The sequence below is a fragment of the Streptomyces sp. NPDC101160 genome, from assembly GCF_044768205.1.
Lineage (GTDB): Bacteria > Actinomycetota > Actinomycetes > Streptomycetales > Streptomycetaceae > Streptomyces.
The window spans coordinates 766,450-778,946 of sequence record NZ_JBIWPJ010000001.1; the positions used below are offsets into that span (position 1 = coordinate 766,450).

At 74.8% G+C, this 12,497-nt stretch carries 10 protein-coding genes; all 10 read right to left on the reverse strand.

Annotated features, from left to right (window positions below; translation table 11 throughout):
- Positions 1 to 2 precede the first annotated feature (2 nt).
- Positions 3 to 650 carry a TetR/AcrR family transcriptional regulator gene (locus ACIRSU_RS03420; RefSeq protein WP_403788720.1) on the reverse strand — a complete coding sequence of 216 codons (648 nt, stop codon included), beginning with the start codon at positions 648 to 650 and terminating at the stop codon, positions 3 to 5.
- Positions 647 to 2,020: a phenylacetate--CoA ligase family protein gene (locus tag ACIRSU_RS03425; RefSeq protein WP_403788722.1), complete on the reverse strand. Its 1,374-nt coding sequence runs from the start codon at positions 2,018 to 2,020 to the stop codon at positions 647 to 649. The genes ACIRSU_RS03420 and ACIRSU_RS03425 overlap by 4 nt, the downstream gene beginning before the upstream one ends.
- 94 nt (positions 2,021 to 2,114) lie before the next feature.
- Positions 2,115 to 3,410 (reverse strand): dihydrolipoamide acetyltransferase family protein, encoded by a 1,296-nt coding sequence (locus ACIRSU_RS03430; protein WP_403788724.1) that lies wholly within the window; start codon positions 3,408 to 3,410, stop codon positions 2,115 to 2,117.
- Positions 3,407 to 4,375: an alpha-ketoacid dehydrogenase subunit beta gene (locus tag ACIRSU_RS03435; RefSeq protein WP_403789384.1), complete on the reverse strand. Its 969-nt coding sequence runs from the start codon at positions 4,373 to 4,375 to the stop codon at positions 3,407 to 3,409. Before ACIRSU_RS03435 ends, ACIRSU_RS03430 begins: the two co-directional genes overlap by 4 nt.
- 95 nt (positions 4,376 to 4,470) lie before the next feature.
- The gene (locus tag ACIRSU_RS03440; RefSeq protein WP_403788726.1) at positions 4,471 to 5,598 is read right to left on the reverse strand and encodes a thiamine pyrophosphate-dependent enzyme; all 1,128 of its coding nucleotides are present in this window, start codon (positions 5,596 to 5,598) and stop codon (positions 4,471 to 4,473) included.
- Entirely contained in the window at positions 5,595 to 6,821 is a 1,227-nt protein-coding gene (locus tag ACIRSU_RS03445; protein ID WP_403788728.1) for an MFS transporter, read from the reverse strand. Before ACIRSU_RS03445 ends, ACIRSU_RS03440 begins: the two co-directional genes overlap by 4 nt.
- The gene (locus ACIRSU_RS03450; protein ID WP_403788730.1) at positions 6,818 to 8,167 is read right to left on the reverse strand and encodes a DUF1116 domain-containing protein; all 1,350 of its coding nucleotides are present in this window, start codon (positions 8,165 to 8,167) and stop codon (positions 6,818 to 6,820) included. Before ACIRSU_RS03450 ends, ACIRSU_RS03445 begins: the two co-directional genes overlap by 4 nt.
- Positions 8,164 to 9,540 (reverse strand): ATP-grasp domain-containing protein, encoded by a 1,377-nt coding sequence (locus ACIRSU_RS03455; protein ID WP_403788732.1) that lies wholly within the window; start codon positions 9,538 to 9,540, stop codon positions 8,164 to 8,166. Before ACIRSU_RS03455 ends, ACIRSU_RS03450 begins: the two co-directional genes overlap by 4 nt.
- Positions 9,541 to 9,544: 4 nt before the next feature.
- A complete protein-coding gene (locus ACIRSU_RS03460) occupies positions 9,545 to 10,576 on the reverse strand; it encodes an aspartyl/asparaginyl beta-hydroxylase domain-containing protein (RefSeq protein WP_403788734.1) in 1,032 nt (343 codons plus the stop codon).
- 52 nt (positions 10,577 to 10,628) lie between these two features.
- Complete coding sequence (asnB, locus tag ACIRSU_RS03465) at positions 10,629 to 12,497, reverse strand: asparagine synthase (glutamine-hydrolyzing) (RefSeq protein ID WP_403788736.1); 1,869 nt, start codon at positions 12,495 to 12,497, stop codon at positions 10,629 to 10,631.

The following is a 12,497-nucleotide window of genomic DNA, read 5'->3' on the forward strand; positions in this document are numbered from 1 at the left end:
GTTCAGCGGACGCAGCCGGTGGCGAGCCGCGCGAGGGCGGCCGGGTCCCCGGCGGCGCCGTCCGGCAGCCGGCCCAGGCGGCGCTGCACGAGGAGGGAGCAGAGCAGGTCGAGGAGCAGCCGGGTGCGGACGCCGACGGGCACGGGCTCGGAGAAGCGTCCGGACACGTGCCCGGGTACGCCCTCGTCGGCGGCGCTCTCGCGGGCGGCGAGTGCGACGAGGTCCGCGACCCGCGCTTCGAGGTGCCGGCGGCGGGCGAGCGCGCCCGGGGCCTCCTCCCGGCCGTCGCGGATGCTCAGGAGCAGTTCGAGACGCGCCCGCCCGTCGGCCGGCAGTTCGAGCGCCGTCCGTACGAAGTGGGCGAGCCGGTCCGTGCCCCGGTGGGCGGCGCAGGGCGCGGCCACCGCGTCGAGCACGGGCGCGAAGTGCGCGGCGGCCTCGTCGAGGGCCTGGACGTACAGCTCCGCCTTGCCCAGGACGTGGTGGTAGATGGACGACTTGGAGATGCTGAGGCGGGCGGCGAGGTGCTCCATGCTGGTGCCCTCGTAGCCGCGCTCGACGAACGCCTGCACGGCGCAGTCGAGCAGCGTCGCCCGGCTGCGCGGAAGCCGGCCCGGGCGGCGGGGGCGGGCCGGGGCGGCGGCGGTCACCGTATCCGCCAGGCGGAGCCGGCGGCGTTCGCTCCCGCGGGGTCCGTGCCCGCGGGGTCGGTGCCGCGCCGGTCCCGGACCCGGTCGAGCTTGCCCGTCGAGCGCTCCAGGCTGCCGGGCTCGCACACCTCGACGGCCATGCCGAGCCCGGTGATCTCGCGCAGCGCGCGCACCAGGGCCCGGCCCGCCTCCTCGCGTTCCTGCTCGCCCGTGGCGGCGGAGTGGGCCTCGGCCCGTACGGTGACGCGGTCGAGGCGTCCCTCGCGGGTGAGTTCGACGCGGAAGTGCGGGGCCAGGCCGTCGGTGCGCAGCACCGCCTCCTCCACCTGCGACGGGAAGAGGTTGACTCCGCGCACGACGAGCATGTCGTCGCTGCGCCCGCGGAACCGTTCCAGACGCCGGAAGGTGCCGAAGGCGGTGCCGGGCAGCAACCGGGTGAGGTCCCGGGTGCGGTAGCGGACGAGGGGCATGGCCTCCTTGGTGAGGGAGGTCAGGACGAGTTCGCCCGGGCTGCCGTCCTGCTGCGCGGCGAGGCTCGCCGGGTCGACGACCTCGGGCAGGAAGTGGTCCTCCCAGACGTGCACGCCGTCCTTGGTGCGCACGCTCTCGCCGGCGACGCCGGGGCCGAGCGCCTCCGACAGGCCGTAGATGTCGAGCGCGTCGATGCCGGCCCGCTCCTCGATCTCGGCGCGCATGGACTCGGTCCACGGCTCGGCGCCGAGGAGGCCGACGCGCAGCGAGGTGGAGCGCGGGTCGATGCCCTGCCGCTCGCACTCGTCGAGCAGCGTGAGCAGATAGGAGGGGGTGGCCATGATCACCGTGGGGCGCAGGTCGCGGATGAGGCCGACCTGGCGGCCGGTCATCGCGACGGACGCCGGGACGACCGTGCAGCCGAGGCGTTCGGCGCCGTAGTGGGCGCCGAGGCCGCCGGTGAACAGGCCGTAGCCGTAGGCGATGTGGACCCGGTCGCCAGGGCGGACGCCGGCCGCGCGCAGGCACCGGGCCACCAGGTCGGACCAGCGGTCCACGTCGCCGTCGGTGTAGGGGACGATCGTGGGCTGTCCGGTGGTGCCGCTGGAGGCGTGGATACGGCTGATCCGCTCGTCGGGGACCGCGCAGAGGCCGAGCGGGTAGTGGGCGCGCAGGTCGGCCTTGGTGGTGAAGGGGAAGCGGGCGAGGTCGGCGAGGGTGCGGCAGTCGTCGGGGGTGACGCCGGCCGCGTCGAAGGACTTGCGGTAGAAGGGCACGTGGTCGTAGGCGTGGCGCAGGGTGCGGCGCAGCCTGCGCAGTTGGAGGGCGGCGAGCTCGTCGGCCGCGAGCTCGGGGACGAGGCCCGCCCGGTCGGCGGACGAGGCCGGGGAGTGGGTCACGGGGGCTCCGTTCTCCGCACGCGGCGGCACGGGGTGGGGGGTGGCGGGTGATGGTGCGTGCAGGGTGGTGTGCGTGCCGGGTGAGGTGCGGCTGTCAGTGGTCGGCGAGGGCGAGGGCGGGGTGCTCCGCGAGGTCGGCGACATGGCGCAGGAAGCCGCCGGCGGTCTCGCCGTCGCAGACCCGGTGGTCGAAGACGAGGGCGAACTGGCAGATCTGCCGTACGGTCAGCTCGCCGCCGACGACCCAGGGGCGGGCCAGGATCCGGCCGACGCCGAGGATCCCGGCCTCGGGCGGGTTGAGCAGGGGTGAGCTGCCGTCGACGCCGAACCCGCCGTAGTTGTTCAACGTGAAGGTGGAGCCGGTGAGTTCGGCCGGCGGCAGCTCGCCGGACCGGGCGGCGGCCACCAGCCGGGTGATCTCGCGCTGCGTCTCCGAGGCGGTCAGCGCGCCGGCCCCGCGGACCACGGGGACGAGCAGTCCGCGGGGTGTCTGGGCGGCGATGCCGAGGTCGACGTCGGCGTAGCGCACGATCTCCTCGCCGTGGACGGAGGCGTTGAGGCCGGGGAAGCGCCGCAGGCCCGAGACGGTGATCCGGGCGAGCAGGGCGAGCAGCCCGGGGGCGTCGGCGGAGCGGGCGCGCAGGGTGTCGCGGAGCCGTACGAGCTCGGTGACGTCCGCGTCGACCCACACCGTGGCGGTGGGGACGGCGGCGGAGCGGGTGAGCCGCTCGGCGATGGTCCGGCGGATTCCGGTGAGCGGGATGCGGGAGGCCACGGCGGGGCCGCCGGGCACGGGCGTGGCGGTGTCGGAGGCGGCAGCGGTGGCCGCGGTGTCGGTCTCGGCGGGCGGGGTGGCGGACTCGACGTCCCTGCGGGTGATGAGCCCGCCCGGCCCGGTGCCCCGGAGGTGACGCAGGTCCAGGCCGCGGTCGGCGGCGAGCCGGCGCACGACCGGCGAGAGCACCGCGGGCACGGCCGGGGCGGTCGGGTGGGCGACGGCGGTACGGGCCGGGGCGCGGCTCCCGGCGGCCTGCCGCGGGGCGTGCGCGGCCGTCGCGCGCCGGCGCCGTCGGCCCTTCGTACCGGCGTCGGGCGCGGTCCCGTACCCGACCAGGACGTTGCCGGAGCCCTGCGCGGGCGGCGGGCCGGCGGTGTCGCCCACGGTGAGGAGCGGCGCGTCGACGGCGACCGTGCCGCCCTCGGGGGCGTGCAGGGCGGTGACGACACCGGCGTACGGGGAGGGCACCTCGACGACCGACTTGGCGGTCTCCACCTCGACGAGCGGCTGGTCGACGGCGACGATGTCGCCGACGGCGACCAGCCAGCGGACGATCTCCGCGTCGACCAGCCCCTCCCCCAGGTCGGGCAGCCGGAACTCGCGCGCGCTCACGCCCCGTCCTCCCACTGCAGCGAGTCGACGGCGTCGAGGATCCGGTCGACGTCGGGGAGATGATGGCGCTCCAACTTGGGTGGCGGATACGGGATGTGAAGTCCCGTCACCCGACGCACCGGGGCGTGCAGATGGTGGAAGCAGCGTTCGGTGACGCGGGCGGCGAGCTCGGCGGCGATCGACGCGAAGCCGGACGCCTCGGCCACCACGACGGCCCGGCCGGTGCGCCGGACGCTCTCCACGACGGTTTCCTCGTCGAGCGGCGCCACGCTGCGCAGGTCCACGACCTCGAGCTCGCGGCCCTCGTCGGCGGCGGTCTCGGCGGCTTCGAGCGCGACCGGCACGGCGGGCCCGTACGCGATCAGGGTGGCGTCGGTGCCCGGCCTGCGGACGACGGCCGTGCCGAGGGGTTCGGTACGGGCCGGCAGGGCGGCGTCCTGGCGCGACCAGTACAGCCGCTTGGGCTCCAGGAAGACCACCGGGTCGGGGTGGTCGACGGCGTCGCGGAGCAGGCTGTAGGCGTCGGCGACGGTGGCGGGGGCGACGACGGTGAGCCCGGCGGTGTGCGCGTAGTAGCTCTCGGAGGAGTCGCTGTGGTGCTCGACGCCGCCGATGCCGCCCCCGTACGGCACCCGGATGACCATGGGGAGCGGCAGCCGGCCGCGGGTGCGGTTGCGCATCTTGGCGACATGGCCGACGACCTGCTCGAAGGCGGGCAGCGCGAAGGCGTCGAACTGCATCTCCACCACGGGCCGGAAGCCGTTCATCGCCATGCCGACGGCCATGCCGACGATCGCGGACTCGGCGAGCGGGGTGTCGAAGCAGCGTTCGGCGCCGAAGGCGGACTGCAGGCCGTCGGTGATGCGGAAGACGCCGCCGAGCCGGCCCACGTCCTCGCCGAAGACGACGACCGAGTCGTCCGCGGCCATGGCGTGGACGAGGGCGCGGTTGAGGGCCTCGGCCATGGAGGTGGGGCGCAGGGCCGGTACGGCGGTGGGGGCGGCGGGCGCGGGCGGCCCGGTCGGTATCGCGGGGCGGGCGCCGGTCTCGGTCACAAGGGTCATGGTGTGTCGTCCTCGTCAAGGAGTTCGCGCCGCACCAGGGCGAGGTCGCGGGCGAGTTGGGCGGAGTCGTCGGCCGTCACCTGGCTGAGCAGCGCCTCGGGGGACGGCGGGCCGGAGCGGACGAGGCCGGTGCGCAGCGCCGCCGCGCGTTCCTCGGCCGCGTCGGCGGCGGCCCGGATGCCGGCCTCGTCGAGCAGTCCGCGGGCGGTGAGGTAGGTCTCCAGGCGGGTGATCGGGTCGCGGCGCCGCCACCGGGCGACCTCGTCGGCCTCGCGGTAGCGGCCGGCGTCGTCGGCGTTGGAGTGGGGCTCGATGCGGTAGGTGTGCGCCTCGACGAGCATGGGGCCGGCGCCGGCGCGGGCGCGCTCGACGGCGTGGCGCAGGACGCCGAGGACGGCGGCGACGTCGTTGCCGTCGACGCGTTCGCCGGGCATGCCGTAGCCGATGCCCTTGTGGGCGAGGGAGGGTGCGGCCGTCTGGCGGTCGAGCGGCACCGAGATGGCGTAGCCGTTGTTCTGGACGAGGAAGACGACGGGCGCCTTGAAGACGGCGGCGAAGTTCAGCGCCTCGTGGAAGTCGCCCTCGCTGGTGGCCCCGTCGCCGATGAGCACCAGGGCGACGGTGTCCTCGCCGCGCAGCCGGGCGGCGTGGGCGAGGCCGACGGCGTGCGGCGCCTGGGTGGCGAGCGGGGTGCACTGGGGGGCGACGCGGTGGGCGACGGGGTCGTAGCCGCAGTGCCAGTCGCCGCGCATGAGGGTGAGGGTCTCGACGGGGTCGACGCCCCGGGTCATGACCGCCACGCAGTCGCGGTAGGTGGGGAACAGCCAGTCGCGCGGGCCGAGCGCGAGCGCGGCCCCGATCTGGCAGGCCTCCTGGCCGGCCGACGACGGGTAGACGGCGAGTTCGCCCTGCTTGGCCAGGTTGGTGGCCTGCTGGTCGAGGCGCCGGCCGGTGACGAGGGCGCGGTGGGCGGCGAGCAGTTCGGTGTCGTCGGGTACGGGGTAGGGCCGGGGCCCGGGCGGCACGGCCCGGCCGTCGGCGTCGACGAAGGTGACGGGCCGGGCGGACGGGAGCAGCGCGAGCTCGGGATCCCGTACGGCCTCCGGCGCGGCGGCCGGGCTCATGCCGTCGCCTCCTTCTTCAGCCGCACCACGTTGAGCAGGGCGAGCACGGCCAGGACGGCGCCGGTGACGAAGACCGCCGTCAGACCGGCGTTGTCGACGATGAGGCCGCCGACGAGCGAGCCGAGGCCGACCGAGACGTTGAAGCCGAGGACGAAGAGCGAGGTGGCCGCCTCGGGCGAGTCGCCGGCGTAGGTGAAGACCACGGTCTGGACGCAGACCGGGATGGCGGTGAAGGACAGGCCCCACAGCACCAGGAGCAGATAGACGCCCGGCTGGAAGCGGCCGACAGCGAGCAGGGCGACCAGGGTCGCGGTGAGCACGGCGATGGCGACGAGCAGGGTGCCGCGCAGGTTGCGGGCGGCCGCGGCGCCGCCCACGAAGTTGCCGGCGACGCCGGCGACTCCGTACACGAGCAGCATGGTGCTGATCATCTTCGGGTCGATGCCGGCCCGCTGCTCCAGATAGGGGGCGAGGTAGGTGTAGGCGGCGAAGTGCCCGGCGACGACGAGGACGGTGATGACGACGGCGGTGAGGATGTTGCCGTTCTTCAGCAGCCGGGGCAGGTCGGCGACGCGGGCGGCGTTGGTGGACGGCAGCTTGGGCAGCAGGACGGCGGCGGCGACCAGGAAGACGACGCCGAGCCCGGCGATGGCGTGGAACACAGTGCGCCAGTCGGTGTGTTCGCCGATGAACGTGCCGAGCGGCACGCCGATCACGGACGCGACGGAGATGCCGCCGAAGACCACGGAGGTGGCGCGGACGGCGTCCTTGGGCGCGACCAGACGCAGCGCGATGCTGGCGGCGATGGACCACATCAGGCCGTGGGCGAAGCCGAGCACCACACGGGCCGTCATCAGGACCGCGAAGTTCGGGGCGAGCGCGGTGAGTTCGTTGCCCGCGATGAGCACGAGGGCGAGCACCAGCATGAGCAGCCGGCGGTCGACGGTGCGGGTGAAGCTGGTCATGAACGGGGCGGCGAGGCCCGCGATGCCGCCGAAGAGCGTGACGGCGAGGCCGGTGGTGCCGGTGGAGACGTCGAGGTCGGGGCCGATGGCGGTGAGCAGGCCGATCGGGACCATCTCGGTCGTGGTGAACGCGAAGACGGCCAGGGAGAGGGAGACGGTGGCCAGCCAGTAGCGCGCCGGGGTGCGTTCGGCGGGGGCGGCCGCGGCTCCGGCGGGCTCGGTGGCGGCCGTGGACCGGTGGTCGGTCGAGTGGGTCATGCGTGGTCCTCGGGGGTGGCGTGGGGCGCGTACGGGTCGGGGGTGTCGGCGGGGCCGGTGTCGAGCGTGTCCAGGGCGTCGAGGGCGGCCTGGAAGGGGGCGAGCGGGGGCAGGAAGAGCCCGGCGCCGATGTGTCCGCCGTCGCGGTGCGAGGCACCCATGTGGATCACGGGCGGGATGCCGGTGTCGGCGACCAGGCGGGCGTCGATACCGGTGGGCGTGCCGCGGAAGCGGAGGAACGGGATGCGGTAGACCGGGTGTTCGGCGAGCGTGATCCGGTACATCCGGTGGGTCTGCTCGACCATGCCCTCGGGCGAGCCGGCCGAGTAGTCCTGCATGGGCATGGCGGCCGCCGCGGCCATCCCGCCGAGGCCGATGGTCTCGGTGATGGTGGACTCGCCCCCCATGAAGGCCAGGTCGTCCGGCGTGAAGCCGTCGAAGAGCTTGATGGGCAGGCTCGTGATGGGCGGCAGCGGGTGCCGGAACCACCGGTCGCCGGTGCCGGAGAGCCGCAGCGCGAACTCCTTGCCGCTGACGGTCATCGCGGTGACGACGCTGCTGCCGGCGATGCCGGAGGCGGCGTCCGCGGCGGCCTTGCCGGCGGCCATCGACAGGTGCAGGAAGAAGTACTCGGACTCGGTGAGGAAGACCGACAGGTCGAGCGCCCGCCGGTCGTCGACGAGGTCCCGCGCGGCGAGCAGCGCCTCCTGGATCCTGGCCCGGAAGATCAGCGAGGCCGCGATGTTACGGCTGTGCAGGTCGTCGCCCATGTTGAGGGCGCGCCGGATGATGGGCTGGAGCGGGATCCCGCCGACCGAGCGGACGGCCTCGGCGAGCGTGGGCGCGATGACGTCCCGTACGTACGCCATCTGTTTGAGGACGGCGTCGTTGCTGACGCCGAAGGTGAGCGACTCCCGGGCGATGCCCTCGTTCATCCGGCAGTGCCCGGTGGTGCCGTTGGCCCGGTCCTCGACGACCAGGACCGGCATGGAGGCCGAGCAGACACCGCTGACCGAGCCCACCGCGCCGTGGTCGTGGCAGGGCTCGACGCGGATGTCGCCGGAGGCGAGGCGGGCGTCGGCCTCCTCGGGGGTGGCGGCGAGCCCCTCGAAGAGGACGGCGCCGATGATGGCGGTGCGCTGCCCGCCCTCGTAGGAGGCCCAGTCCAGCGGGGCACCGGAGGTGAGGATGGTGCGCGGCGTCATGCCGGGCAGGACCTCGCCCGCGGGGCGGACGTCCACCAGGACCGGCTCGGAGGCGACGATCCGGCGGACGGCCTCCGCGTTGGCGCGCTGCCGCCGCTCGGTGCGGCCGGGGCCGGTGACGGCGTCCGTGGTGGGCGTCATGGGGTGCTCCTGTTCGGCTGGGTGCGGACGCGGACGGTCTTGGCGAAGCGTTCGGCGACGGCGTGGATGTCCTCGCCCTCGGGGGCGTCCACGACGATCGACACGGCGCGGCCGCCGGAGTCGGTGAGTTCGCCGAGCGGGTCGCCGGGCTCCCGGGTGACGACCACGGCGCAGAGCCGGGGCGGGGCGTCGGGCGTGGTGGGGACGAACTCGGGCCAGGCGCCGTCCCGGGTGATCCAGGAGGCGGCGGTCTCGTCGCAGGTAACGTCGGCGAGTACGCCGTGCGGATGGTCGAGGTAGAGCTGCCGGGCGCGGCGGCGGGCGGGCGCGACCAGCGGCCGCTCGCCGAGGGCCAGGTCGAGGAGCGCGGGCTCCAGGGGGCGGCCGGAGGCGAGGTGCCAGAGCTTGGTGATGGCGTCGCCGGGCGGGCGGACGGCGATCTCCATCAGGACGACGCCGTCGGGGCCGAGCCGGAACTCGGCGTGGCTCATCCCGGTGCCGAAGCCGATGGCCGCGAGGAGCCGGGCGTTGGCCTCCAGGAGCCTGGCCTCGTCGGCGGCGCCGAGCGCCGGGGCGGGCGAGGTGTGGCCGGTCTCGGTGAACCAGCGGGTGGCGCACTCGTTGGTGTCCTTGGCGGTGACGCCCGCCCAGACGGTCTCCCCCGCGTAGACGAGGGCCTCGACGGAGTACTCGGCGCCGCGGGCCCGCTCCTCCAGGAGCAGCGTCTCGTCCTCGGGGTAGTGGGCGAGTTCGGCGCGGAGTTCGGCGAGGGTGCCGACGGCCCGTACGCCGGAGCTGGACATCCGGCCGGCGGGCTTGAGCACGGCGGGCAGCGGTACGTCGCCGAGCAGACGCCCGAGCACGGCCGCGCTGTCGTCGTCCTCGCCGTCGCCGTCGTGGCCGCGGGCGGCGGCCCGGGCCTCGGCGCCCACCAGGGTCCAGCGGGGGGCGAGGTCCGGCGCGGCGAGCCGCTGGAGCACCTTGTTGCGGGAGACGCGGGCCGCGTGGGCGCCGGGGCCGGGCAGTCCGAGCGCCTCGGCGAGCGTGCCGGCGGGTTCGGCGAACACCTCGCCGCAGTTGAGCAGCGCCTTCACGTCGTAGGCGCGCAGCAGTCCGTGGACGGCGCCGACGAGGGTGTCGAGGGTGCAGTCGGGGACCTGGACGACCTCGGTGGCCCGGGACAGTGGGTGGGCCGGGTCGGCGCGGTGCGCGGCGAGCCGGTCGGCCGGGGTCTCCGGGCCGACGACGGCGAGGACGGCGAGGCCGCGGCTCTCGGCGTCGGTGAGCAGCTGGAGGTGGCGGCAGATCACCACGAGGTCGGTGATGAGGAGCAGGGCGGGGGGCCGGCAGGGCGGCTGGGCGTTCTCGCTCACCGGGTCACCGTCCGTTCCCGTTCCGCGCGCCGGGCACCGCCGGCACGGAACGCTCGGTGACGGTGCGGCCCTCGCGGATCCGCAGCACGGCGTGCGGCTGCATGCCGTCGAGGAAGAGCTGGAGGGTGCGCTCCTCGCTCCAGCCGGCGAGCCGGTACTCGTTGGCGTCGATGTGGACGAGGGCGTACGGCTGGCCGGTGGCCCGGTCGCCCTGGTGGAGGACGAGCTGGGTGCCGTCGTCGCGGACGGTGACCTCGGTCCAGGGCTGGTCGTCGTCGAGGGTGCCGTCCTCCTCCCACAGCGGGAAGCTCGCCGGGATCTCGAACGAGCACTCCAGGCGGGCGCGTTCCTCGGCGCGCTGGCCGCAGCTGGGGCGGTTGTAGAGGACCTCGCCGCACTCGAAGTACTCCTGCCACCCGGCGGGGAAGACCCGGGCCAGGCCGGGCGTGACGAGCGCGTCGATCACGAGGTGGACGCGCGGCTCGGGGCCGGTGTTCTCGACGTGGTGGACGCGGCTGAAGTCGCCGAACCAGAACTCGCCGGGCTGCCAGCGGTGCGTGACGCCGTCGAGGACGAGCAGCGCCTTCGGGTTGGTGGTGACGGGGACGTGCAGCCGGGCGACGCCCCAGCGCGGGCCGTACTTGGGGTCGGTGTGGTCGATGCCGACGGTGTCGGTGCCGAGCGCCATGAAGCGTACGGCGTGCAGCGGCGCCGGGATGGAGTCGAGCACCTCGCGGACGTACGGCATGCCGTCGAGCCACTCGGTGGGCGCGAAGTCCCGCGGGCCGGGGCCGCCGGGGTCGGTGCGGGTGCCGTCGCCGCCGGGGCTGCGCAGCGCGAGGCAGCGCCAGTCGACGTCGGTGGCGGCGCCGACGCCGGACTCGGAGTAGACGCGCTGCTTCTCCCAGGTACGGGTGCGGGCGGCGTCGAGTTCGGCGAGGAGGCGCTCGGGGTCGTAGCTCGCGGCGAGCCGGGCGGCCTCGGCGGGCATGGCCGTGCCGCGGGCCGGGGCGGCGAGGTCGGGGGCGCTGGTCATGGCGGGTCCTTTCGGTAGGGGGTCGGCGGGCAGTTCGGCCGATGGCGGGCGGTCAGCGGCCGGCGGTGCGCAGGGAGGCCGCGGGGGCCGGGGCCGCCTGGGTGTCGGCGTGCTGCTGGTGCCAGCGCTCGAGCATGTAGAGCGTCCACAGGGCGTAGGTGTGCTCGGGGCGGAAGGCGGTGACGAAGGCGCGCAGCGCGTCCGGGGCGAAGTAGCCGCGTTCCAGGGAGGCTTCGGACAGCAGCGTGGTCTGGATGTCGGGGCGCAGCGTGGTGCCGAGCCAGCTCTCCAGCGGGACGGCCAGCTCCTGCTTGGGCCGGTGGATCACCGAGTCCGGTACGTAGCGGGCGGCGACCTGCTTGAGCAGGAGCTTCTCGTTGCCGTCGACGAGTTTGGCGGCCGCCGGTACGCGGGTGACGTAGTCGATGAGCCGGTGGTCGAGGAGCGGGCTGCGCGGCTCGACGGAGTGGGCCATCGCCATCCGGTCGATCTTGACGAGCTGCGCGTCGGGCAGCCAGAAGCCGCAGTCGACCTCCATGACGCGGTCGAGGTCGGGCCGGTGCGCGGCGGTGCGGGCGAAGCGGTCGCGCAGGTGGTTGACGGGGTACTCGGGAAGCCGCGCGATGAAGGCGGGGTCGTACAGGCGGTGCTTGAGTCCGCCGCGCACGCCGTCGACGAGGACGGCCTGGTAGCGGTCGGCGAGGGAGCCGTCGCCCGCGGCCAGCGCCTCGGTGTCGACCCTCGCGGCCGACGCCGGGTCGATGTGGGGAAGTTGCTCGAAGGTGCGGTAGCGCCGGTAGCCGGCGAAGATCTCGTCGGAGCCGTCGCCGGTGAGGACGACGGTGACGTGCTCGCGGGCCAGCCGGTACATGCAGTCGGCGGCGATCGCGGACGGGAAGGCGTACGGCTCGCCCATGTGCGTGAGGATCCGGTCGACGGACCTGCGGGCGTCCGCGACGCCGATGCGGTACGTGTGGTGCTCGGTGCCGCAGTGGTCGGCGACCAGCCGGGCGTACACGGACTCGTCGAAGGCGTCGTGCTCGAAGCCGACGGAGAAGGTGTGCAGCCGGCGGCCCAGCTGGCGGGCGGCCACGGCGACGACGAGGCTGGAGTCGAGGCCGCCGCTGAGCATGGCGCCCAGCGGCACCTCCGACTCCAGGCGGTCGGCAACGGCCCGCTGGATCAGCGCGTCGACGGTGTCGGCAGCGCGGCGCGGGTCGGCGGCCTCGGCCGGGTCGGCGGTGAACTCGAAGCGCCAGTAGCGGCGGTGCTTCTCGGGCCGGCCGGCCTCGAAGTCGAGGACGGTGCCGGGCTCGACCTTGCGCACGTCCCGGTAGATGGTGTGCGGGGCGGGCACGACCCGGTAGGAGAGGTACTGGTCGACGGCGAGCGGGTCGACCGCACGGTCGATGCCCGGGTGGCGCATCAGCGCGTTGAGCTCGGACGCGAACACCACGGTGCCGTCCGCGAGCCGGCTGTAGAACAGCGGCTTCTTGCCGACCCGGTCGGTGACGAGCAGCAGCCGGCCGGTACGGGTGTCGTGCAGGGCGATCGAGTACATGCCGTGCAGCCGGTCGACGAAGTCCTCGCCGAGCACCTCGTACAGCGCGGGCAGGATGTGCGCGTCGCTGCCGCCGCGCACCGGGCGGCCCCGGTCGGCGAGGAAGCGGCGCAGCGCCCGGTGGTTGTAGATCTCGCCGTTGAGGACGACGACGATGCCGCGGTCCTCGCTGTACGCGGGCTGGGAGCCGTCGGCGAGGCCGATCACCTTGAGCCGGCACATGCCGAGCGCGGCACGCTCGTCGTGGTGGTAGCCCTCCTCGTCGGGGCCGCGGTGTGCCATGGCGGCGCAGGCGGCGGCCGGGAAGCCGCTGAGGGGTTCGCTCGTGCCGAAGGAGACGGTTCCGGCGATGCCGCACAC